The organism is Halospina sp. K52047b (genome assembly GCF_008709855.1).
GTDB lineage: Bacteria > Pseudomonadota > Gammaproteobacteria > Pseudomonadales > Oleiphilaceae > Halospina > Halospina utahensis_B.
In genome coordinates this window covers 35,950-58,248 of the sequence record NZ_VYJH01000012.1, presented here as the reverse complement: position 1 = coordinate 58,248, position 22,299 = coordinate 35,950, and the positions used below count along the sequence as shown (strand labels likewise).

Genomic DNA, 22,299 nt, shown 5'->3' with positions numbered 1-22,299 from the left:
CGCCCATGACGGACAACACCGACGCAACGCCATCCCAGGACGAGAACCGGCTGATCGCCGAGCGCCGCGAGAAGCTCCAGGCGCGGCGGGAGGCCAGCGACAACCCGTTCCCCAATGACTTTGAGCGGGACAGTACCGCCGCGGAGCTGCAGGCGCGCTACGGCGACTACAGCAAGGAAGAGCTGGCCGAGCTGAACATGAAGGTGGCAGTGGCCGGGCGCCTGATGCTGGACCGCAAGCCCTTTTCGGTGATCCAGGACATGAGTGGCCGGATCCAGATCTACAGCACCAAGGAGGTGCAGAAGGAGATCAAGGACTGGGATGTGGGCGACATCGTGGGCGTGAAGGGCACGCTGTCGAAGTCCGGTAAGGGCGACCTGTACGTGGTGATGGAGGAATACCAGCTCCTGACCAAGTCACTCCGGCCCCTGCCGGAGAAGCACAAGGGCCTGGTGGACCCGGAGCAGCGTTACCGCCGGCGCTACGTGGACCTCATCATGAACGAGGACACGCGCAGCACCTTCAAGGTGCGCTCTAAGGTCATCAACCACGTCCGCCATTACCTCACCAGCCGCGACTTCGTCGAGGCGGAGACGCCCATGCTGCAGGTGATCCCCGGCGGTGCTGCGGCCCGGCCCTTCGTGACCCACCACAACGCGCTGGATATCGACATGTTCCTGCGCGTGGCGCCGGAGCTCTATCTCAAGCGCCTGGTGGTTGGTGGGTTCGAGAAGGTCTTCGAGATCAATCGCAACTTCCGCAACGAAGGGCTCTCCACCCGGCATAACCCGGAGTTCACCATGCTTGAGTTCTATCAGGCCTATGCGGACTACAACCACCTGATGGAACTGACCGAGAACCTGCTGCGGGAAGTGACGGAAAGCGTTTTTGGCGAAGCGCACTTCAGCAACGGGGTACGGGGTGAGAACGGCGAGATCGTGGATCACGTTACCTACGACTTCTCGGGTCCTTTCCGGCGCCTGAGTGTGATGGAAGCGATCCTGGAGCATAATCCCGAGCTGACCGAGGCACAGCTCTCGGATCCGGAGCAGGCGGCGAAGGCCGCCGCGGCTCTGGGCATCAACGTCAAAGACGGCTGGGGGCTGGGGCGCATCCAGACCGAGATCTTTGAGGAGACCGCCGAGCACCGGCTGACCCAGCCCACCTTCATTACCCGGTATCCGACCGAGGTGTCACCGCTGGCACGCCGCTGTGACGACGATCCGAGCGTGACCGAGCGTTTCGAGCTCTTTGTGGGCGGGCGCGAGATCGCAAACGGGTTCTCCGAGCTCAACGATGCCGAGGACCAGGCCCAGCGCTTCAGGGAGCAGGCCGAGGAAAAGGCGGCCGGCGATGACGAGGCCATGTTCTACGACGAGGACTACATCACGGCGCTGGAATACGGCCTGCCGCCGACCGCGGGTGAGGGGATCGGTATCGACCGGCTGCTGATGCTGCTGACGGATTCGCCCTCGATCCGCGATGTCATCCTGTTCCCGGCGATGAGACCCGAGAGGGGCTGAGCATGCACCCGGCCACGGAAGCGCTGCTGTCGCATCTGAAACCGGGCACCGGCTGGCGGGAACGCCTTGAGGGTGAATTCAGCCAGCCGTACATGGAAAAGCTCGGGGAATTCCTGGCCGCGGAAGAGCAGGCCGGGAAAACCCTGTTCCCGCGCGCCAGCCTCTGCTTCAATGCGCTCAACAGCACGCCGTTCGAGCGCACCTCGGTGGTCATTCTGGGGCAGGATCCCTACCACGGGCCGGGTCAGGCCCATGGCCTGTGCTTCAGCGTCCGGCCCGGTGTCCAGGTGCCGCCCTCGCTGGTGAATATCTTCAAGGAACTGAATCAGGACCTGGGCGCGCCCATTCCGGATCACGGCTGCCTGCAGCCCTGGGCGGAGCAGGGTGTGCTGCTGCTCAACAGTGTACTGACCGTGGCCCAGGGCAACGCCGGAGCACACCGCGGCCAGGGCTGGGAGACTTTCACGGACCGGGTTATCGGGCACCTCAACGAGGAGCGTGAAGGCGTGGTTTTCCTGTTGTGGGGCAGCTACGCCCAGAAGAAGGGTGGGTTCATCGACCGCAATCGGCATCTGGTGCTGGAAGGGCCCCACCCATCGCCTCTTGCCGCCCATCGGGGGTTCTTCGGGCAGAAATGGTTCTCGCGGACCAACGAGTGGCTGGCGCAGAAGGGGCTTCCGGAGGTGGACTGGGCGCTGCCGGACCAGGCCACACTGGAAGCCCGTTACCGTGGCGGCAAACAGGCACAGGGCTGAGCGGGATCAGCCCTTGAGCAGGGCCATGGCCGCGTCCATCTGCTCGCCCAGATCCTCGTCATCCTCCATTCCGGATTCCGGATCCAGACCGAGGCGATGGAACGCTGTGACCTCGTGCCAGTTCATTTCCGTGTAGGGGTGGCCGGTTCCCACCAGGGTCTGAAGGCTGGCGACCATGACCACATCCGCGTAGTCCGCTTCCGGCACCTGGCGCCCGAAGTTGACGTGCTCTGACGGCACGTGATGCAGCTCCAGAGGGAAGTCCCAGCGTTTGAGAATCCGGTCCCCGATCACCGGGTGGAGCTCATCCACCAGGTTGTCCAGCATGGCGCTGTTGACCTGCAGGTCATGGTCCTCGACGAATCGCAGTACCGGCAGGGCGCCGATCTGGCAGACAAGACCCGCCAGGGTCGCCTGCTCTGGCCGGAGCTTCGTGTAGTGCTGGGCGAGTACCTGGGCAATGCCGGCGATTTCGGTGCTGCGCTGCCAGATGGTCCGCAGGCGCCGGTCCACCATATCCGAGGTGGCCTGGAACATCTGTTCCATGGCCAGCCCCATCGCAAGACTGCTGGTGTAGTCCATGCCCAGCCGGCTGACGGCCATGTTGAGGGTGTTGATCTCGCGTGATCCCCGGAACAGGGGGCTGTTAACCACCTTGATGATGCGCGCGGACATGGCCGCATCATCACTGATGGTCTTTGAGATGTCCTGGATGGTGGCGTTGTCGTCCTCGGCGATGTCCCGGACTTTCAGCGCCACTTCCGGCAGCGTCGGCAGGGTCAGTTGATCCTGGTCGATGGCTGTTAGGAGCTGATCACGAATGCGATTGGCCAGTTCCGTCATAGCCCTGAGGGCCTCCTGAATGCTTTGAAATGCTGCCCTCTTTATAGCAGGAGCTGGCGCGGCCTGCCGTTATATTTTGTCACGGCTGCTGTTCGGGCACGTCATATCCCAGTGGCTGCAGTTCCAGCTGGGCCCCCGGTTGATCGGCAAGCGTGATGGTGGCTTCCATGGCGGCATGCTTGAGAACCCCGAGAAGCTGCACGGTGCCCTCGTCGGTGGCGATACTGTCTGTGATCTCACCCAGGGCATTGCCGTCGCCGTCCACCAGCCGGTCGCCGGGGGCGGGGAGGGTATCGGTGAAGCGGGCCTCAAGACGGAAAAGGCTCTTCTTGAGCTGTCCCAGGTGATGCATGCGCGCGATGATCTCCTGGCCGGTGTAGCAGCCCTTGGTAAAGCTCACGCCCCCGTAGGACTGGAGGTTCAGGTTCAGCGGTATGTACTGTTCCGTGGTGGTGTCGTTGAGCAGGGTCAGGCCGCTCATGATTTCCGAGAGCTCCCATGCGGTGCCAGGCTGATCCGGCTCTGGAGCCTCCTTCGCGGCCGTATTCCACCAGAACTCAAACCGGGGCCGGCCGTCCGGCAGCGGCACGGTGCGTACCAGGACGCCATTGTCGGTGATGGTGGCGTCGTTCAGCTCCGCCGGGAGTGACGGGGCGAGGGTCGCGGGGTGTTCTTCCCCGATAAGGCCCAGGAGCTGCCAGTCCTCTGCGGCTTTCAGTTCCGCCTGGAAGAAGGCGAGGTACTTGCTCAGCTGCTGGCTGATCCGGTCGCTCAGGGTTTCGGGAAAGCGCACCAGGACCCTTTCGGGCGACAGACGCACCAGGCGGAACAGCGCATAGGTACGCCCCTTGGGTGTGCAGGCCGCGCCGGGCAGGCTGTGTTCGCGGGTCAGTTCCTCAATGTTGCAGGTGACCTGGCCCTGGAGGAAACGGTCCACATCCGGGCCTTCCAGCAGCATCAGCCGATGGGCATCGGCTGATGCGGTCATGGCATCAGGCAGGGTGGCGGGGGCCGTGGTCGTCTGGGTCATTCCGTGTCTCCGTGAAAAGGATTCATGAGCTCACTCACCGCTGGCGCGGCTCGGCCCCAGCCGGAGCCAGCCCGTCAGTCGGCGCAGGCTTTGCGCGTCAGTATTGCGGATACCGGGGAGGGTGCTCAACAGCAGGGGTTGGGCATGGCCGCTTCCACTGAGGCGCAACCAGATGAGGCGGTGGGTGATCCGGGAACCGGCACCGACCCGGACTGGGTGTTCGTCGCCCAGGGGATTCACCGTCCGCAGCCCCTCCGGTCCGGCGATCAGTCGCAGCGGGCTGTGGCGGGTGCGCAGGAGCTGGCGCCGGGTGGCCGTGATGGCGCCAACCGCGCTGGCAGCGGTCACGCCCACTGTGACAGCGCCGGGAATGCTCTCCAGGCCCAGGATCAGCCCCGCCGGCAGCAGCCAAGGCGCTGCGGCTACGGCAGCGAGGCCCGGGGAAGGGCTCAGCGGGACGTCAATCCGGCTGAACCCGCTGGAGGATGAGGTCGACGATGCGGGCAAGGTCCGGGTCCTCGGGGCGGCTGCGCTGCATGAACCAGGCGAAGAGGTCGTTGTCCTCGCACTCGATCAGGGTCCGGTAACGGGCCTGGTCGGCTTCGGGCAGCGAGGGGTAGGCTTCCTTCACAAAGGGCACGAGCAGCAGGTCAAGCTCCAGCATGCCCCTGCGGCTGTGCCAGACAAGGCGTTTGTATTCACGGTCGTCAGTCATGGAGTCGGTGGTTTCCATCAGGGCTCAGGCGTCGGAACGCATGTAGGTGGTTGGCACCAGCACGGTGTCCTTGGGCTCCGCGATGGTTGTCGGGTAATCCAGATTGTAGTGAAGCCCCCGGCTTTCGCGCCGCTGCAGGGCCGAGCAGATGATCAGGTCCGCCACTGTCACCAGGTTGCGCAGCTCCAGCAGGTCATTGCTGACGCGGTAGTTGCTGTAGAACTCCCGGATCTCACTGTGCAGCATGTCCGCCCGGTGCTTGGCCCGCTGCAGCCGCTTGGTGGTGCGCACGATGCCCACATAGTCCCACATGAAGTGGCGCAGTTCATCCCAGTTGTGGGCGATCACCACGTCCTCGTCCGAATCTCGCACCCGGGACTCGTCCCATTCGGGCACTTCCGGCGGTTCCGGAACATGCGGGGTCTGTTCATTGATGTCCCGGGCGGCGGCCCGGCCGTAGACCAGACATTCCAGCAGCGAGTTGCTGGCCATGCGGTTGGCACCGTGCAGGCCGGTGAAGGAGGTCTCGCCCACCGCGTAGAGCTGGTTCACGTCCGAGCGGGCGTGATCGTCCACCATGACGCCACCGCAGGTGTAATGGGCGGCGGGCACGATGGGAATGGGCTCGCGGGTGATGTCGATGCCGTACTCGCGGCAGCGCGCGGCGATGGTGGGGAAGTGTTCCTCGATGAAATCCGCCGGACGGTGGCTGATGTCCAGGTAGAGGCAGTCCGCGCCCAGGCGCTTCATTTCATGGTCGATGGCCCGCGCCACGATGTCCCGCGGAGCCAGTTCGGCGCGTTCGTCGAAGCGGTCCATGAATCGGCTGCCGTCCGGCAGAAGCAGTTTACCACCTTCCCCGCGCAGGGCCTCGCTGATCAGGAACGACTTGGCCTGGGGGTGATAGAGGCAGGTGGGGTGGAACTGGTTGAACTCCATGTTGGCCACCCGGCAGCCGGCACGCCAGGCGATGGCAATCCCGTCGCCGGTAGCGCCATCCGGATTGCTGGTATAGAGGTAGGCCTTACTGGCACCGCCGGTGGCCAGCACCACGAACCGCGCGCGGAAGAGTTCCACCTCCTGGGTGTCGTGGTTGAATATGTAGGCGCCCACGCAGCGGTTGCCCGGCAGGAACAGTTTGCGGTGGGTGACCAGATCCACCGCCACCCGGTTTTCGAAGATGTCGATGTTGGGCTGCTGTCGGGCACGCTCGCAAAGGGCCTCGGAGACCGCCTGACCGGTGGCGTCCGCAGCATGGATGATACGGCGGTGACTGTGGCCACCCTCACGGGTCAGGTGGAAGTGGCTGCCGTCGGCCCGGGTGAACTGGACACCCTGCGCAATCAGCCAGTCGATGCTGTCGCGTGCCTGGGAGACGGTCAGCCGGACCGTGTCCTCGTGGCAGAGCCCGGCACCGGCCGCGAGGGTGTCGGCGGTGTGCGCGTCCTCGCTGTCGCTGTCGTCCAGCACGGCGGCAATGCCGCCCTGGGCCCACTGGGTGGAGCCGCTGTCGAGCTCCGTCTTGCTCAGAACAGCAACGCTCAGGTCAGAGGACAGGGTCAGGGCAGTGCTCAGACCTGCTGCACCGCTGCCGACGATCAGCACATCGTAATGGTGGAATGCATGCATGGCGGATATTGAACTAAAGTTTGCTTCTGGTGTCACTCTTTACGTACAGCGATGGCCGGGAGATGATCCGGATATCGGAATGGGGACGGGCAATGGAAGAACAGGCGCAACCGGACGACGAACGCCAGGGCGAGGTTCTCGAATGCGTGGGGCAGCGTGCCCGGATACGGGTGGCGCCGGCCGCTGGCTGTTCGCGCTGTGCAGCCGGTGAGGGCTGCGGCCAGGGGTTGCTGGGCGCGATGCGGAGTGCCCCCTCTCCCGGCGAGTTCTGGGTTACCGTCCCCGGGGATGAACGGGTGACACCGGGAGACCGGGTGTTGCTGCGGATGAGGCCTTCGGCCCTGGTGGCCGGCGCGGCGATGGTCTATATGGTGCCGCTTCTGGGGCTGGTGCTCGGGGCTCTGCTTGCGGAGGTGCTGATTGGCAGTAGTGATGGGGTGACCACGGCTGCCGGGATTGCCGGCCTCGCGGGGGGGCTGCTGCTGGCCCGCTATCGGTTGCGTAGTGCCCGCGAGGCCGGGCGCTACGAGCCGGTTTTTGTGAGGCGCGTCCCTGATTGTGACGTACAGTTCACTTGAAAACCCCGGTGTCGAACTCAATATCATGACGGGGTATCAGGCGAGGGTCCGTGCACCACGCACGGCCCCTGAGTATTCAAACCGGATGGGAGATCCTAATGACGAGGATGCCACATCGAGTCACACCGCTGCTTGCCCTTGCATTACTGCTGGTGAGTGCCTGTGTGCCCGCGCAGCAGAGCGGGAGTCAGTTGCCGGATTTCACCGGGCTGGTCGAGAATAATGCGGACGTTGTGGTTAATATCAGTACCACGTCCACGAGCTCCCGGGGCGCGACGCCGTTTGGTGGCCAGATGGAGCAGCTCCCGGAATTCTTCCAGGAATTCTTCAATGAGCGCTTCCGCGGGCAGATGCCGGACCGCCAGCGTGAGCACCAGTCCATGGGGTCGGGGTTCATTGTCTCTTCCGATGGTTACATTCTCACCAACAACCATGTGGTCGAGAACGCGGACGAGATCATCGTGCGCATGAACGACCGGCGCGAGATGGAAGCGGAAGTGGTGGGGGCTGATGCCCGTTCCGACATTGCGGTACTGAAGGTGGATGCCGAAGGCCTGCCCACGGCGAAGATCGGCAGCTCCTCGGATCTGTCGGTGGGCGAATGGGTGTTCGCCATCGGGTCGCCTTTCGGCTTTGACTACACCGTCACTTCGGGGATCGTCAGCGCCAAAGGCCGTTCCCTGCCGCGTGACAACTACATTCCCTTCATCCAGACCGATGTGGCCATTAATCCCGGCAATTCCGGTGGCCCCCTGTTCAATATGGACGGTGAGGTCATAGGGGTGAACTCCCAGATCTATACCCGTTCAGGTGGTTTCATGGGGGTTTCCTTCGCCATTCCCATGGATGTGGCCATGGATGTGTTCGATCAGCTCAGGAACAAAGGCAGTGTTACCCGTGGCTGGCTGGGCGTGATGATTCAGGAGGTCAACCGGGACCTGGCCGAAACCTTTGGTCTTGAACGGCCGCACGGCGCCCTGGTGGCGGACGTGGTGCCGGATTCACCGGCCGCGGAAGCCGGTCTGCAGCAGGGTGACGTGATCCTCGAGTTCAATGGCGAGGAAATCACCCGCTCTTCGGATCTGCCGCCCAAGGTCGGGCAGGCGGATGTTGGCAGCGAGGCCGAACTGACCGTGATGCGCGGCGGCGAACGGATCAAGGTGCCCTTTACTGTGGGTAAGCTGCCGGAAGATGGGCAGCAGGCGCAGCAGCAGTCCGTGCAGCCGGATACCGGCAACCGTCTGGGGCTGAGGGTTGAACCGCTGCCTGAGCAGCTGGCACGCCAGTGGGATCTGGACGGCGGTGTGCTGGTCACGGAAGTCGGGCGTGGTCCGGCACGCCAGGCCGGTATCCGCCGTAATGATGTAATCCGCAAGATCGGCAACCAGGGTGTGACCGACGTTGACGAGTTCCGCGAGGCGGTTTCCGGGCTGCCGGCCGGCAAGCCGGTAGCGGTCACTCTGATCCGGCAGGGGAATCCACGGATCGTGGCCCTGCGCCTGCCTGAGTAACGCCTGTCACCATGCCGGCCGGCCCGGGGTATTCCACCCGGGCCGGCCATAGCCTTTCCCTCCCGTGTCCGGTAAAATCCGCCCGGTCATGGCCGCTGCCGCAATGGCAGTCGCCGGAAACCGGATTCTGGAGTTTCAGTGAGCGATCTCAGCCACATACGCAACTTTTCGATCATTGCCCACATCGACCACGGCAAGTCCACACTGGCGGACCGCTTCATCCAGGTCTGCGAAGGACTGACCGACCGGGAAATGAACGAGCAGGTCCTGGATTCCATGGACTTGGAGCGTGAACGTGGGATCACCATCAAGGCCCAGAGCGTGACGCTCAAGTACAAGGCAAAGGATGGCAACGTCTACGAGCTCAACTTCATCGACACGCCGGGGCACGTGGACTTTTCCTATGAGGTGTCGCGCTCCCTCAAGGCCTGCGAGGGTGCGCTGCTTGTTGTGGATGCGGGCCAGGGCGTCGAGGCCCAGTCCGTGGCCAACTGCTACACCGCCATGGATCAGAACCTTGAGGTCATCCCGGTTCTGAACAAGATCGACCTGCCACAGGCCGATCCCGAGAAGGTGATGTCCGAGATTGAGGACGTCATCGGGATTGATGCCAGCGACGCGGTTCCCTGCAGCGCCAAGAACGGCACGGGCGTCGAGGACGTGCTGGAGGCGCTGATCAAACGCATTCCGCCGCCCGAGGGCGAGGTGGATGACGCCCTCCAGGCACTGATCATTGATTCCTGGTTTGATAACTACCAGGGCGTGGTATCGCTGGTGCGCGTGATGCACGGCAGCGTGCGCAAGGGCGAGAAGATTCTGGTCAAGTCCACCGGCAAGACCCACGTGGTGGACAAGGTGGGCTACTTCAATCCGAAGCCCACGACCATCCCCGAGCTCAAGGCCGGAGAAGTGGGCTTTGTCGTCTCCGGCATCAAGGACATCAAGGGTGCCCCCGTGGGCGATACCATGACCCACGCCAGCACTCCGGATGTACCCCAGCTGGAAGGCTTCCAGAACGTAAAGCCGCAGGTTTATGCGGGCATCTTCCCGGTGTCCTCGGAGGACTACAACGCCTTCCGGGACGCGCTTGAGAAGCTCACCCTCAATGACGCCTCGCTGTTCTTTGAGCCGGAGAGCTCGGATGCGCTCGGGTTCGGCTTCCGCTGTGGCTTCCTGGGCATGCTCCACATGGAGATCATCCAGGAGCGGGTGGAGCGCGAATACGGCATCAATCTCATCACCACTGCGCCCACGGTGGTCTATGAGGTGGTGATGGTGGATGGCACCGTTGAGTACATTGAGAATCCATCGCGCCTGCCGGACCCGGCGGAGATCGAGGAGATCCGCGAGCCCATCTGCGAGGCCAACATCCTCGTGCCCCAGGAATTCCTGGGCAACGTGATCGCACTCTGCGAGGAGCGCCGGGGCCAGCAGACCAACATGAACTTCCTGGCCACCCAGGTCCAGGTGGTCTATGAGCTGCCCATGAGCGAGGTTGTGCTGGACTTCTTCGACCGCCTCAAGAGCGCCACGCGCGGTTATGCGTCGCTGGATTATCAGTTCCAGCGTTTCCAGGCGGCGAATCTGGCGCGGCTGGATATTCTCATCAACGGCGACCGCGTGGATTCCCTGGCCATCGTGGTGCACCGGGATCAGGCCCACAGCAGGGGCAGGGCCTTTGCCGAGAAGATGAAGGAACTGATTCCCCGCCAGATGTTCGATATCGCCATCCAGGCGGCCATCGGCAACCACGTGGTGGCGCGCCAGACGGTCAAGGCGCTGCGCAAGAACGTCACGGCCAAGTGCTACGGCGGTGATGTCAGCCGCAAGAAGAAACTGCTGCAGAAGCAGAAGGAAGGCAAGAAGCGCATGAAGCAGGTCGGGAACGTGGAGGTGCCCCAGGAGGCCTTCCTGGCCGTGCTCAGGGTGGACGATGACTAGGGAGTGTCCATGAACATCAATTTCCCGCTGCTGCTGGTGGTACTCACCGCCGTCACCGGCATCATCTGGCTGATTGATGGCCGGTTCTTCCGGCCGCGCCGGCAGGAGCGCTATGCCCAGAGTGGTGCCCGCAAGAGCGCCGAGGACGCGGCGGACAGTAATGATCCGGACCAGCCCTGGCTCGCCGAGGTCAGCCGTTCCTTTTTCCCCATCCTGCTGGTGGTTCTGGTGCTGCGTTCCTTCCTGGTGGAGCCTTTCCAGATTCCGTCCGGCTCCATGCTGCCAACACTGGAAGTGGGGGACTTCATCCTGGTGAACAAGTTCACCTATGGGCTGAGGCTGCCGGTGGCGCACTGGGAGATTGCTGATTTCGGTGATCCTGAAAGAGGCGACATCATGGTGTTCCGCTACCCGGTGGAGCCCTCCGTCAACTACATCAAGCGTGTGGTCGGGGTGCCTGGCGACCGTGTTGCCTACGAGGGCAAACAGCTCTACGTTAATGGAGAGCCGGTGCCTTCCGCGTTTGTGGCGAGCCTGGGAAACCAGGACCTGCACCGGGAAAAGCTGGGGGGCGATGTGTTCAGCACCCTTTATGCCCAGCGCCGGACGGACCCGGATGCCGAGGGTGAGTGGACGGTTCCCGAAGGCCACTATTTCGTGATGGGCGACAATCGCGACAACAGTCGGGACAGCCGGTACTGGGGCATGGTGTCCGACCAGCATGTGGTGGGTAAGGCCTTCGCCATCTGGATGCACTGGGAGTCGCTGACCAGCCTTCCCAGTTTCCATCGTGTCGGCTGGATCCAGTAGCAGCGGAGATCCGTTATGAAACCAGCAGTCAGACACCAGAGTGGTTTTTCGATGCTCGCGATGATGCTGTTCATCGTGATCGGCGTTTTTCTACTGACCGTGGTTGTTCGTGTGGTGCCGGTGTACATCGAGGACTTCACGCTCAGCAGCATCATCGGCTCCATGGAGGAGTCCCGGCCCTACCGCGAGGCGGAAACCGTGGGGGATGTGCGGGAGCTGCTCCGCAAGCGCATTCAGATGGAGAACATTGATGGCGTGGATGTGGATGAGATCGCCATGGAGCGTGATGGCGAGCGCCTGCGCCTGGAATTCTCCTATGAAGTCCGCTCTCCGTTCATGGGCAATATCGACACCGTGATCCAATTCGACCACCAGCATGAACTGAGGATGCCGTGACCGAGCAGGAACGCCTCGACCAGCTCCAGAAACGACTGGGCTACCACTTCAGTAACGTGGAACACCTCCGGCTGGCGCTGACGCACCGGAGCTACGGTGGCAACAACAACGAGCGGCTTGAGTTCCTTGGGGATTCCATCCTCAACATGGTCATGGCCCAGTATCTCTTTCACCGCTTTCCGGAAGCCCGGGAAGGCCAGCTCAGCCGCCTGCGGGCAAGGCTGGTGCGCGGGGCGACGCTGGCGGAGATCGCGCTGGAGTTCGAGCTGGGTGACTGCCTGCGCCTGGGGTCGGGGGAGCTCAAGAGCGGTGGTTTCCGGCGGGAGTCGATTCTGGCTGACGCCGTCGAATCGATTGTTGGCGGCATCTATCTGGATTCAGACCTGGAACATGCACGGGAGCGCCTGCTGGCCTGGTTCGGGCCCCGGCTCGACCGGCTCAGCCTGCAGGATACCCAGAAGGATCCCAAGACCCGCCTGCAGGAGTTTCTCCAGTCCCGGCGCGAGTCGCTGCCCAACTACGAGGTGGAGACGGTGCGCGGTGAGGCGCACCAGCAGACCTTCTACGTGAACTGCACTGTGCCCATACTGGCGGCGGCGACCCGTGGCCAGGGCGGGAGCCGGCGTGCCGCGGAACAGGATGCGGCCAGGCTGGCGCTGGAGCAGCTCGACCAGGAGGCAGGCAGCAATGACGGATGAACCGGTCACCCGCAGTGGTTTTGTCGGCATCCTGGGACGGCCCAATGTGGGCAAGTCGACCCTGATGAACCACCTGTTGGGCCAGAAGCTCAGCATCACCTCGCGCAAGCCCCAGACCACCCGCTACCAGCTCCTGGGAATTCACACGGTGGAGCAGGATCAGATGGTGTTCGTGGATACACCCGGGCTGCACACCGAGGAACCCAGGGCGCTCAACCGTTGTATGAACCGGGAGGCCACCACGGCTCTGAGGGACGTGGATGTGGTGGTGTTCGTGGTCGACCGGGATCTGTGGAACGAGGGCGATGCCAATGTGCTGGAACGCTTCTCCCACCTTCAGTGCCCGGTACTGGCGGTGATCAACAAGGTCGACCAGATGCCGGATACGGACCAGCTTCTGCCGCACATCGAATGGCTCAGCCAGCAGTACCCGTTCACCGAGATCGTGCCGGTTTCGGCGCTGCGCTCACGCAACCTGGACCGGCTGGAAAGCGCCATCCGCAGTCACCTGCCGGAGGGGCCGCATCACTTCGGTGATGATGACCTGACCAACCGGAGCTCGCGTTTCCTCGCCGCGGAGATGATCCGCGAGAAGATCACCCGCCAGCTCGGGGCGGAGCTGCCGTACACCATGGCGGTTGAGATCGAGACCTTCGAACAGGAAGGGAACACGCTGCACATCAATGGGCTCATCCTGGTCGAGCGCCAGGGTCAGAAGAAGATCGTCATCGGCGACAAGGGCAGCCGTCTGCGCCAGATCGGCCAGGAGGCCCGGCTGGACATGGAGAGCCTGTTCGGCTCGAAAGTGATGCTGCGTCTCTGGGTCAAGGTGCGCAAGGGGTGGGCTGATGATGAGCGCGCTCTGCGTTCCCTGGGGTATGGGGACCAGGGGCGCTGAGCCGTGAGCGAGCGCGGCCAGCAGCTGGATCCGGCCTTTGTGCTGCATCGCCGCCCCTATGGTGAAACCAGCCTGATTGTTGACCTCTTCACCCTGCACCATGGCCACTTCAGCGCTGTGGCCCGTGGTGCCGCCCGGCCCCGGAGCCAGTGGCAGGCGGAGCTCCAGCCCTTCCGGCCTCTGAGGACCTCCTGGTCCGGCCGTCAGTCGCTGAGGACGCTGCGCCACGCTGAGGCCACGGCGCCTGCCCTGGCGCTGTCCGGTGATCGCCTCTACTGTGGTTTCTATCTGAATGAACTGCTGTTGCGGCTGCTGACCGAGGCGGATCCGGCCCCGGACCTGTTCAGCGTCTACCTCGATACCCTCGAACAGCTGGCGGGGGGCAGTGCTGCGTTGGAACCCACGCTGCGGCGGTTCGAGTACCGGCTGGCGGGGGAGTTGGGGTACGGCATCAGCTGGGACAGGACCGGGGATACCGGTGACCCCGTACAGCCCGACCGTGTCTACGCATTCCACCCGGCCCAGGGCGTGCTGGCGGACGGCCACGGCCCTGTCGGGGGCATTTCCGGTGAGCACCTGCTGGCGCTGGCCGCGGATGAGCTGGATAATCAGGCGGTACTGAAGGTGGCCAAACGGCTCATGCGCAGCCTTGTGGATCATCTGCTACAGGGGCGGCCGTTGCACAGCCGCCGTCTTTTCGCGCGTCAGGGGAGGTCAGAATGAGTCATCAGTCCCGCCGTGTTCTGCTCGGCGTCAACGTGGATCACGTGGCAACCCTCCGGGAGGCCCGGGGGACGCGTTATCCGGACCCGGTCCAGGCCGCACTGCTGGCGGAGGAAGCCGGGGCGGATGGCATCACGGTGCATCCCCGGGAGGATCGTCGCCACATCCAGGACCGGGATGTACGGATCCTGAGCGAGACCCTGAACACCCGCATGAACCTGGAAATGGCCGTGACCGATGCCATGCTGGGCTTCGCCGAAACCATCCGTCCCGAGCACTGCTGCTTCGTCCCGGAGAAGCGCGAGGAGCTGACTACTGAGGGCGGTCTGGATGTGGCTGGCCAGCCCGGGCGGGTCAGGGCCGCCTGCGAGCGCATGGCGGCGATGGGTACGGAAGTCTCACTGTTCATTGATGCCGATCCGGACCAGATCCGGGCGGCGGCGGACTGTGGCGCGCCGGCCATTGAGCTGCATACCGGCGAATACGCGCTCGCGGAGACGCCAGAGGTGATGGAGCGGGAGCTGAATCGGCTGAGGGAGTGCGTGGACCTGGCCCGGGGGCAGGGGCTGACCGTCAACGGCGGCCATGGCCTGCACTACCACAACACGGCCGCTATCGCGGCGCTCCAGGGCATTCACGAGCTCAACATCGGCCATGCCGTCATGGCCCGGGCACTGATGGTTGGCATGAAGGAGGCGGTCCGGGACATGCGGGCGCTGATTGATCAGGCGTCAGGTGTCGGTGCTGTGTAGCAGCTGGTGCCAGTGCGCCTGCTCACACCAGCGCATCAGCCGGTCCATGGCGGCAAGCAGGCGCTCCACCGCGTCGCCGATCCCTTCAGCCCCCTTCTTGAGGCGGGTTTCCAGGTCCGCTGCGCAGTCGCCCAGCTCCGGAACACCGGTGTAGCGGGTGGCCCCGTGAAGCCGGTGGACCCGTTCAAGCAGGGTGGCCTGGTCCCCCTGGTTGTACAGGTTCTCAACAGCCGTCCGATCCTCCTCGACATGATCCAGCAGCATGCTCAGCATCTCCTCCGCCAGATCCGGCTTGCCATTGGCCCGCTGCAGGCATGCCTCAGGGTCGACCACCGCGTGCTGGCGGCCCCGTGACGAAGGCCTGACCCCCTCCGGCTCCCTGGGCTGGCGCTCCTCGGCGGCCTGGACGTCCAGCCCCAGGTGGCGCTGGAGCGTATGGGCAATCAGTGACGGGTTGATGGGTTTGGTCAGATAGCCGTCGAAACCGGAAGCCAGGAGATGCTCACGTTCCTCCGAGAGGGCGTGGGCCGTGAGGGCGATGACCGGTACATGGCTGTTGGCGTTGTTGAGCCGGCGTATGCGGGTGGTGGCCTCGGTACCATCCATGCCGGGCATCTGGACATCCATCAGGACCAGGTCGAAGGTCTCCTGCTGGAGGCGTCGCAGAGCCTCATAGCCGCTGCCCACATCCTCCACATGGAGGTTGAATTCCCGCAGCAGCGTTGTGACAAGCTTGAGGTTGGCCGAGTTGTCGTCTACCGCAAGAACCCGGGCATTCGTTTCCTGGCGGTCGGCCGCAGGCAGAGGCGCCGGTGCCCGCGGCTGCTCCGGCAGCTCCCCCGTGCCCTGGATCAGCTGCCCCAGGCGCTGCTGGAAGAAGGTGCGGCGCACCGGTTTGGTCATGTGGGCCGAGGCCATGCTCACCAGCGGGCTGGCGTCCTCATTGAGCGTAGGGGTAAGCAGCAGCACCCGGCAGTCGCACTCGTATTCCAGGGTCCGGATCAGTTCCCGGTGCTGGTTCGAGTGGAGCAGGTGGCGGGCCACGCCCAGGATCACCAGAGCGAAGCCCTGGCCGCTGGCCTGGGCGGACTGGACCTGTGCAATCACCTCCTGCGGGCCGGAGGCGTGGGTAACAGCGACCCCGCATTCCCGCAGCAGGTTGGTGATCGCCAGCCCGGTTGTTTCCTGATATTCCAGATAGAGGACTGATTCCCCGCTGAATGGAGGAGGCGGGGCTGTTTCCGCTGTGCCCGAGGTCTCCAGGGGCAGGCTGAACCAGAAACTGGAGCCTCTGCCCAGCTCGCTATCAACCCCGATTTCGCCGCCCATTTCCTCTACCAGCCGGTGTGAGATCACCAGGCCCAGCCCGGTGCCGCCGTACTGGCGCGCCGTGGAGGCGTCCGCCTGGCTGAAGGCATTGAAGATGCTTTCCTGCTGGGATTCGGAAAGACCCACACCGGTGTCCGTGATGCTGATCCGGATTCGGTTGTCGTCTGGAGCATCCTCATCGAGCATCACCCGTACCACCACTTCGCCGTGCTGGGTGAACTTGATGGCATTGTTCACCAGGTTGGTCAGCACCTGCTTGATGCGCAGCGGGTCCCCCATGAAGGCGTCGGGGACATCGGTGTAGATCAGGGGCGCCAGGTCCAGGTTCTTCTCGTGGGCTGCCGGTGCCAGCATGATCAGCACCTCCTCTACGGTCTCGCGCAGGTGGAAGGGCGTCCTGTCCAGAACCAGTTTGCCCGCCTCGATCTTGGAGAAGTCCAGAATGTCGTTGATGATGGTGAGCAGGATTTCCGAGGACTTGCGGATGGTATTGAGGTGGTCCCGCTGCTGGGCCGAGGCGGGGGCTTTCAGCAGCAGATCCGTGAAGCCGATGATGCCGTTGAGTGGGGTGCGGATCTCATGGCTCATGTTTGCCAGGAACTCCGACTTGATCCGGCTTGCCTCGAGGGCCTGCTTGCGTGCCAGGTCGAGTTCGATGTTCTGGACTTCGATGGTCTCCAGGGTCTCGCGCAGATCCTCGGTGGCCTGGTCCACATTCTGCTGCATCTCATCCCGCGCCTGCTGCAGGCTGCCGGCCATGGCATTGAGCCCGGAAGCCAGTTCCTCCAGCTCAGGTCCTGCCGTCATCTCCACCCGGGTGTCGAGCTTGCCCTCGCGCAGACGGTTGATGGCGCGGGTGAGCTCATGGATGGGGTCGGTGACCGAGCGGCTCAGGTGAATGGCAATCAGGGTGTTCAGGAAAAGTCCGCCCCCGACCAGAAGCAGGCTCACCAGAAGGGCTTCATACTGCTCTTTGCGGGTGGTGGCATGGGAAAGTTCAACGCTCACCCATCCCAGGGGCTGCTCGCCCCCAGCGGCGTCGTTCCGGCGTCGGTCCATGTCCAGGAGGCCGTCAATCATGAGGTCCTGGGGGTAGATGGGGGCAGTGAACAGCGACGCGTCCTCGCCGGTGTGGACTGTCGGGCTGGTTACGTTCTGGAGCGGTTGCTGTCCCTGCAACCGCTCCCGGCGGCCGGTCTGTACCAGCTTCCGCCCATCACTGTCATAGATGGTGATGGCGCGGACATCGTCCTCTTCCAGCATGGAACTGGCGATGCCGAACAGCAGGTTACGGTTGCCGGTAAAAGCACCGTACTCAGAGGCGGAAGCCAGCTGGCGGCTGAGCGACATGCCCCGTTCCTCGAGCATGCGCGACAGGTTGCTGACCCAGCTGTGGGTGAAATACACCCCCACGATCACGATCAGCACCATCGTGGGGATCAGAGACAGAAAGAAGACCTTTTTCTGGACGCCCCAGCGGCGCATCAGTGACCCTGCTTGATCGTGTGGATGGCTCCGGAGTGGTTGGGCGCGGCTCCGGATCGGCGTATCATGGGCGCCAATCTAACACAAGCGTGTGCCGGCACGCGTTGCCGGTGTCACAAGCCTGAGGAGTCTCCGCCGCCATGGCCTATGCAACCATTGAGGATTATGTGGGCAATACGCCGCTGGTTCGGCTCCAGCGCCTGCCGGGCAATACCAGCAACACCATCCTGGTGAAGCTTGAGGGCAACAACCCGGCCGGCTCGGTCAAGGACAGGCCCGCGCTGAGCATGATCAGTGAGGCGGAAAAACGCGGTGATATCAAGCCGGGGGACACCCTGATCGAGGCCACCAGCGGCAATACCGGCATTGCCCTTGCCATGGCGGCTGCCATCAAGGGGTACCGCATGATCCTGATCATGCCGGAGAATGCGAGTGAGGAACGCCGTGCCTCCATGCGCGCCTACGGGGCCGAGATCATCAGCGTCTCGCGCGAGGCCGGCATGGAGGGCGCGCGGGATACGGCGCAGCAGATGGCGGCCGAAGGACAGGGCCTGATCCTGGACCAGTTCGCGAACCCTGACAATCCGCTGTCGCACTACAAGGGCACGGCGCCTGAGATCTGGCGGGATACCGGTGGAGGGATCACACACTTCATCTCTTCCATGGGGACCACCGGTACCATTATGGGCTGCTCCCGGTATTTCCGTGAGCAGAGCCCGGACGTCGAGATTATCGGGCTGCAACCGGGGGAGGACGCGGCCATTCCGGGTATCCGCCGCTGGCCGCCGGAGTACCTGCCCGGGATCTTCAATGCCAGCGCCGTGGACCGGACCATGGAAATGGGCCAGCAGGAGGCCGAGGACACCATGAGGGCCCTGGCCGCGAAGGAGGGTATCTTCTGCGGCGTATCCTCCGGGGGCTGCGTGGCCGGTGCGCTCCGTCTCTCCCAGGAGGTTGAAAACGCCACCATCGTCGCCATTATCTGCGACCGGGGCGACCGCTATCTGTCCACCGGTGTGTTTTCCAGCCAGTAGACCATCGGCCCACACCCCGTAAATCGACCATCAACAGGGTAGTCCAGCATGAGCCGACGCCGGCGAGGTCCGCGCATCCCCGCAGAACCGGTGAGCATTGAAATTGACAGCCTCAGCCATGATGGACGTGGCGTTGGGCGCATTGAGGGCAAGGCGGCGTTCGTGGCCGGCGCGCTGCCGGGGGAACAGGTGCAGGCACGCTTCCTGGACCGCCGCCGGCGTTTTGATGCCCTGCGCACGCTGGAGGTAGAAGCCAATCCCGGCCCCGACCGGGTAAGGCCACCGTGCCCGCACGCGGATCTGTGCGGCGGCTGCAGCCTGCAGCACCTGGCACCGGTGGCGCAGGTCCGGCTCAAGGCGGAAACGCTGGCCGAACAGTTCGCCCACTTCGGGGGAATCGAACCGGAGCAGTGGGCTGAGCCGCTGACTGGCGAAACCCTTGGGTACCGCCGTAAGGCGCGCCTGGGCGTGCGCTACGTGACCAAGCGCGGCGAGGTCCTGGTGGGTTTCCGTGAGAAGGGCAGCAGTTTCATTACTGCGATCAACGACTGCGCGGTGCTCGACCCCCGTGTGGGTCAGCGCATTGAGGCCCTGAAGGAACTGATTGCCGGGCTTTCGGTCTACAACCGGCTGGCCCAGATCGAAGTGGCCTGTGGTGATGACGAGGCGGCCCTTGTCCTGCGCCACCTGGAGCCTCTGACACCGGAGGACGAAGCCACTCTGTGTGAATTCGGCCGGACCCATGACCTGCAGATCTATCTCCAGCCCAAGGGGCCGGATACCGTGCACCGCCTCTGGCCGGAGCCGGGTAACGGGCCTGACCGGCTGTTCTACCAGCTTCCGGAATGGGATCTGACGCTGGGCTTCCATCCCATGGATTTCACCCAGGTGAACGCGGACATCAACCAGCGCATGGTCAGCCAGGCACTGGCATGGCTGGCGCCCGAGCCCCATCACCGGGTGCTGGACCTGTTCTGCGGTCTGGGCAACTTCTCGCTGCCGCTGGCGCGCCAGGCCGGCGAAGTGGTCGGTGTCGAGGGTGAGGAGGCGCTGGTCCAGCGCGGCCGCGAGAACGCCGAGCGTAACGGTCTGGGTAACGTCACCTTCCGGGCCACGGATCTGCAGCAGGATTTCACGGCCGAGCCCTGGGCCGCGGAAGGGTTTGACCGGGTACTGATTGACCCACCGCGCTCCGGTGCGGAAGACGTAGTGCGTCATCTCGCCGGTGCCGGTGTGGAGCGCATTGTCTATGTGTCATGCAATCCGGCGACCCTGGCCCGGGACGCCGGTATTCTCGTGGCGAGTGGCTACCGGCTGGTGCGGGCCGGCATCATGGACATGTTCCCGCATACCGCCCATGTCGAGTCCATGGCCCTGTTCGAGCGGGAGTCACGCTGATGGTGAAGGTCCGTGAAAATTACGCCAGCACGGCGGATGGCGGCGTGGATATCGGTGCCTGGGTCGACCACATTGACGCCCAGCACCCGCTGGAGGACCGTGACACACTGATCCGCGCCTGCCGGCGCAGTCTCGCCATAGACCGTAAGGCCGTACGCGAGGATCGGCAGTGGGCACCCGGGGCCAGCAGTTTCCTGACCGGGCTCGAGATGGCCCAGATCCTGACCGAGCTGCGCCTGGACCAGGAAACCCTGGTTGCGGCGGTGCTGTACCGGGCGGTGCGCGAGGAGCGCATGACGCTGGAGGCGGTGCGCTCCGAGTTCGGTGAGGCCATCGCACAGCTGATTGAGGGTGTGGTCCAGATGGCCGCCATATCCACCCTTCACCGGCCGCTCAAGGGCAATGTGCTGGGGCAGGCCCAGGGGCAGCAGGACAATGTCCGCCGTATGCTGGTGACCATGGTGGACGATGTGCGCGTGGCCCTGATCAAGCTGGCGGAGCGTACCTGTGCCATCCGTGCGGTCAAGGACGCCCCGCCGGAGAAGCGCCTGCGCGTGGCCCGTGAGGTGTTCGACATCTATGCGCCGCTGGCCCACCGGCTGGGCATCGGGCACATCAAGTGGGAGCTGGAGGACCTGTCCTTCCGCTATCTGCACGAATCCGCCTATAAGAAAATCGCCAAGCTTCTGGACGAGAAGCGCGTTGACCGGGACGCCTATGTCAAACGCGTGGCTGAGATCCTCAGGGGCGCCCTGGCCGAGTCGGACATCCAGGCCGAGGTGGCGGGGCGCGCCAAGCACATCTACAGCATCTGGCGGAAGATGCGCCGCAAGGGCATTGATTTCTCGGAAGTCTACGACATCCGGGCACTGCGTGTCCTGGTGCCGGAAGTGCGTGACTGCTATGCCGCGATCGGGGTGGTGCACGGGCTCTGGCGCCATATTCCCCATGAGTTCGATGACTACATCGCCAATCCCAAGGAAAACGGCTACCAGTCCCTGCACACCGCCGTGGTGGGGCCCGAGGGCAAGACCATGGAGGTGCAGATCCGCACCCATGACATGCACGAGGATGCGGAGCTGGGCGTGTGTGCCCACTGGCGCTACAAGGGCACCGATAACGGCGGTTCGGAGGCGGCCTATGAGGCCAAGATCAACTGGCTGCGCCAGGTCATCGAATGGCAGGAGGATCTGGGCGAGAGCGGCAACCTGGTGGAGCAGCTGCGCAGTGACGTGGGCGGCGATCGCATCTATGTATTCACTCCCGAGGGCCACGTGGTGGACATGCCCCGTGGGGCGACGCCGCTGGATTTCGCCTACAAGATCCACACCGAGGTGGGCCATGCCTGCCGGGGCGCCAAGGTCAACGGCCGTATCGTACCGCTGACCCATACGCTGCGGACCGGGGATCAGGTGAGCATCCTGCGTGGCAGCGAGGCTGCGCCCAGCCGTGACTGGCTCAATCCCGGGCTGGGTTACATCCAGACCTCGCGGGCCCGCGCCAAGGTGACCCACTGGTTCAAGATGCAGGACCGGGAACAGAACATCGCCGACGGAAAGGCGGTTCTGGAGGACGAGCTTGGCCGCCTCTCGCTGCGCGATCTCGATCTCGACGCCCTGGCCCGGAAGGTCAACTACAGCTCGGCCAGCGACATGTACGCCGCCATCGGGGCCGGGGATCTCAAGCCGGCCCAGGCGGTCAAGGCGGCCCAACGGGTGCTGGAGCCGGCCGATCGCCAGCTGGATTTCCGGTTTGCGCGCGGGCGCAGTGACAAGGCGAAAAAGGACCCGGACATCCACATCCAGGGCGTGGGCAATCTAAAGACCACCATTGCCCAGTGCTGCAGCCCCGTGCCCGGAGACCCCATCATCGGCTACATCACTGTTGGCCGTGGCGTGACCGTCCACCGGGATGACTGCATGAACCTGCTGCAACTTCGCGAGCAGGAGGCCAGCCGCATCATTGAGGTGGACTGGGGACCGGAGCCCGAAGCTCGCTACCCGGTGACCATCGATATCGAGGCCTATGACCGGGCGGGGCTGCTGAACGACATCACTTCGGTGCTGGCCAACCGCAAGCTCAATGTGCTGTCGATGCAGACCCAGTCCCACAGTGACAGCAATATGGCGAACATGACGCTGACGGTGGAAATCGGTGATATCGACCAGCTCTCGCGCCTGCTGGCCTCCATCCGCCAGCTGCCCAACGTCATGGATGTGCATCGCCACCGTGAAGCCTGACCGGAGTGACC

General features: G+C 64.0%; 20 protein-coding genes. 14 read left to right on the top strand and 6 right to left on the bottom strand.

All coding sequences use genetic code 11. The annotated features are described in order from the left end of the window. Positions 1-5 precede the first annotated feature (5 nt). Positions 6-1,523, top strand: a complete 1,518-nt coding sequence (lysS, locus tag F3089_RS13465) for a lysine--tRNA ligase (RefSeq protein ID WP_151441305.1) — start codon at positions 6-8, stop codon at positions 1,521-1,523. Between the two features lie 2 nt (positions 1,524-1,525). Further along, the gene (gene ung, locus F3089_RS13460) at positions 1,526-2,278 is read left to right on the top strand and encodes a uracil-DNA glycosylase (protein ID WP_151441304.1); all 753 of its coding nucleotides are present in this window, start codon (positions 1,526-1,528) and stop codon (positions 2,276-2,278) included. A gap of 6 nt (positions 2,279-2,284) precedes the next feature. Here the strand turns inward: ung and F3089_RS13455 are convergent, their stop codons facing one another. From F3089_RS13455 to nadB, 5 genes are all read right to left on the bottom strand, one after another. Next, positions 2,285-3,121, bottom strand: a complete 837-nt coding sequence (locus F3089_RS13455; RefSeq protein ID WP_095617697.1) for an HDOD domain-containing protein — start codon at positions 3,119-3,121, stop codon at positions 2,285-2,287. Positions 3,122-3,200: 79 nt separating this feature from the next. Beyond that, complete coding sequence (gene ygfZ / locus F3089_RS13450) at positions 3,201-4,151, bottom strand: CAF17-like 4Fe-4S cluster assembly/insertion protein YgfZ (RefSeq protein ID WP_151441303.1); 951 nt, start codon at positions 4,149-4,151, stop codon at positions 3,201-3,203. A 30-nt stretch (positions 4,152-4,181) separates the two neighbouring features. After that, positions 4,182-4,658 (bottom strand): hypothetical protein, encoded by a 477-nt coding sequence (locus tag F3089_RS13445; RefSeq protein WP_151441302.1) that lies wholly within the window; start codon positions 4,656-4,658, stop codon positions 4,182-4,184. Then, positions 4,612-4,866 carry an FAD assembly factor SdhE gene (locus tag F3089_RS13440; protein WP_151441353.1) on the bottom strand — a complete coding sequence of 85 codons (255 nt, stop codon included), beginning with the start codon at positions 4,864-4,866 and terminating at the stop codon, positions 4,612-4,614. The genes F3089_RS13445 and F3089_RS13440 overlap by 47 nt, the downstream gene beginning before the upstream one ends. A 24-nt stretch (positions 4,867-4,890) precedes the next feature. Continuing rightward, positions 4,891-6,495, bottom strand: coding sequence for an L-aspartate oxidase (gene nadB / locus F3089_RS13435; protein ID WP_151441301.1), 1,605 nt, complete (start codon positions 6,493-6,495; stop codon positions 4,891-4,893). A gap of 92 nt (positions 6,496-6,587) precedes the next feature. On the opposite strand from nadB, the gene F3089_RS13430 reads away from it, so the two are divergent. From F3089_RS13430 to pdxJ, 9 genes are all read left to right on the top strand, one after another. Continuing rightward, positions 6,588-7,073: a SoxR reducing system RseC family protein gene (locus F3089_RS13430; protein ID WP_160898547.1), complete on the top strand. Its 486-nt coding sequence runs from the start codon at positions 6,588-6,590 to the stop codon at positions 7,071-7,073. 107 nt (positions 7,074-7,180) lie between these two features. Next, positions 7,181-8,584, top strand: a complete 1,404-nt coding sequence (locus F3089_RS13425) for a DegQ family serine endoprotease (protein WP_160898689.1) — start codon at positions 7,181-7,183, stop codon at positions 8,582-8,584. Positions 8,585-8,722: 138 nt separating this feature from the next. Further along, the gene (gene lepA / locus F3089_RS13420) at positions 8,723-10,525 is read left to right on the top strand and encodes a translation elongation factor 4 (RefSeq protein ID WP_151441298.1); all 1,803 of its coding nucleotides are present in this window, start codon (positions 8,723-8,725) and stop codon (positions 10,523-10,525) included. Between the two features lie 9 nt (positions 10,526-10,534). Next, entirely contained in the window at positions 10,535-11,335 is an 801-nt protein-coding gene (gene lepB / locus F3089_RS13415; protein WP_151441297.1) for a signal peptidase I, read from the top strand. A gap of 15 nt (positions 11,336-11,350) precedes the next feature. Then, positions 11,351-11,731, top strand: a complete 381-nt coding sequence (locus tag F3089_RS13410) for a DUF4845 domain-containing protein (protein ID WP_151441296.1) — start codon at positions 11,351-11,353, stop codon at positions 11,729-11,731. After that, positions 11,728-12,429: a ribonuclease III gene (gene rnc, locus F3089_RS13405; protein ID WP_095617705.1), complete on the top strand. Its 702-nt coding sequence runs from the start codon at positions 11,728-11,730 to the stop codon at positions 12,427-12,429. Before F3089_RS13410 ends, rnc begins: the two co-directional genes overlap by 4 nt. Then, entirely contained in the window at positions 12,419-13,327 is a 909-nt protein-coding gene (gene era, locus F3089_RS13400; RefSeq protein WP_151441295.1) for a GTPase Era, read from the top strand. The genes rnc and era overlap by 11 nt, the downstream gene beginning before the upstream one ends. A gap of 3 nt (positions 13,328-13,330) precedes the next feature. Continuing rightward, the gene (recO, locus tag F3089_RS13395; protein ID WP_151441294.1) at positions 13,331-14,050 is read left to right on the top strand and encodes a DNA repair protein RecO; all 720 of its coding nucleotides are present in this window, start codon (positions 13,331-13,333) and stop codon (positions 14,048-14,050) included. Continuing rightward, a complete protein-coding gene (gene pdxJ / locus F3089_RS13390) occupies positions 14,047-14,802 on the top strand; it encodes a pyridoxine 5'-phosphate synthase (RefSeq protein WP_151441293.1) in 756 nt (251 codons plus the stop codon). Before recO ends, pdxJ begins: the two co-directional genes overlap by 4 nt. Here the strand turns inward: pdxJ and F3089_RS13385 are convergent. After that, positions 14,782-17,616 carry an ATP-binding protein gene (locus F3089_RS13385; RefSeq protein WP_151441292.1) on the bottom strand — a complete coding sequence of 945 codons (2,835 nt, stop codon included), beginning with the start codon at positions 17,614-17,616 and terminating at the stop codon, positions 14,782-14,784. The two genes, pdxJ and F3089_RS13385, sit on opposite strands and share 21 nt — an antisense overlap. A gap of 140 nt (positions 17,617-17,756) precedes the next feature. On the opposite strand from F3089_RS13385, the gene cysM reads away from it, so the two are divergent. The 3 genes from cysM to relA are packed head-to-tail and all read left to right on the top strand — an operon-like array spanning position 17,757 to position 22,288. Further along, positions 17,757-18,650, top strand: a complete 894-nt coding sequence (cysM, locus tag F3089_RS13380; protein ID WP_151441291.1) for a cysteine synthase CysM — start codon at positions 17,757-17,759, stop codon at positions 18,648-18,650. Between the two features lie 48 nt (positions 18,651-18,698). Beyond that, a complete protein-coding gene (gene rlmD / locus F3089_RS13375) occupies positions 18,699-20,048 on the top strand; it encodes a 23S rRNA (uracil(1939)-C(5))-methyltransferase RlmD (RefSeq protein WP_151441290.1) in 1,350 nt (449 codons plus the stop codon). Further along, the gene (gene relA, locus F3089_RS13370) at positions 20,048-22,288 is read left to right on the top strand and encodes a GTP diphosphokinase (RefSeq protein WP_151441289.1); all 2,241 of its coding nucleotides are present in this window, start codon (positions 20,048-20,050) and stop codon (positions 22,286-22,288) included. The genes rlmD and relA overlap by 1 nt, the downstream gene beginning before the upstream one ends. Positions 22,289-22,299: the final 11 nt, after the last annotated feature.

Bases quoted from the DNA above. Each gene is read 5' to 3' on its own strand.
- lysS (WP_151441305.1), top strand. From the start codon at position 6: ATGACGGACAACACCGACGCAACGCCATCCCAGGACGAGAACCGGCTG.
- ung (WP_151441304.1), top strand. From the start codon at position 1,526: ATGCACCCGGCCACGGAAGCGCTGCTGTCGCATCTGAAACCGGGCACC.
- F3089_RS13455 (WP_095617697.1), bottom strand. From the start codon at position 3,121: ATGACGGAACTGGCCAATCGCATTCGTGATCAGCTCCTAACAGCCATC.
- ygfZ (WP_151441303.1), bottom strand. From the start codon at position 4,151: ATGACCCAGACGACCACGGCCCCCGCCACCCTGCCTGATGCCATGACC.
- F3089_RS13440 (WP_151441353.1), bottom strand. From the start codon at position 4,866: ATGACTGACGACCGTGAATACAAACGCCTTGTCTGGCACAGCCGCAGG.
- nadB (WP_151441301.1), bottom strand. From the start codon at position 6,495: ATGCATGCATTCCACCATTACGATGTGCTGATCGTCGGCAGCGGTGCA.
- F3089_RS13430 (WP_160898547.1), top strand. From the start codon at position 6,588: ATGGAAGAACAGGCGCAACCGGACGACGAACGCCAGGGCGAGGTTCTC.
- F3089_RS13425 (WP_160898689.1), top strand. From the start codon at position 7,181: ATGCCACATCGAGTCACACCGCTGCTTGCCCTTGCATTACTGCTGGTG.
- lepB (WP_151441297.1), top strand. From the start codon at position 10,535: ATGAACATCAATTTCCCGCTGCTGCTGGTGGTACTCACCGCCGTCACC.
- F3089_RS13410 (WP_151441296.1), top strand. From the start codon at position 11,351: ATGAAACCAGCAGTCAGACACCAGAGTGGTTTTTCGATGCTCGCGATG.
- era (WP_151441295.1), top strand. From the start codon at position 12,419: ATGACGGATGAACCGGTCACCCGCAGTGGTTTTGTCGGCATCCTGGGA.
- pdxJ (WP_151441293.1), top strand. From the start codon at position 14,047: ATGAGTCATCAGTCCCGCCGTGTTCTGCTCGGCGTCAACGTGGATCAC.
- F3089_RS13385 (WP_151441292.1), bottom strand. From the start codon at position 17,616: ATGCGCCGCTGGGGCGTCCAGAAAAAGGTCTTCTTTCTGTCTCTGATC.
- cysM (WP_151441291.1), top strand. From the start codon at position 17,757: ATGGCCTATGCAACCATTGAGGATTATGTGGGCAATACGCCGCTGGTT.
- rlmD (WP_151441290.1), top strand. From the start codon at position 18,699: ATGAGCCGACGCCGGCGAGGTCCGCGCATCCCCGCAGAACCGGTGAGC.
- relA (WP_151441289.1), top strand. From the start codon at position 20,048: ATGGTGAAGGTCCGTGAAAATTACGCCAGCACGGCGGATGGCGGCGTG.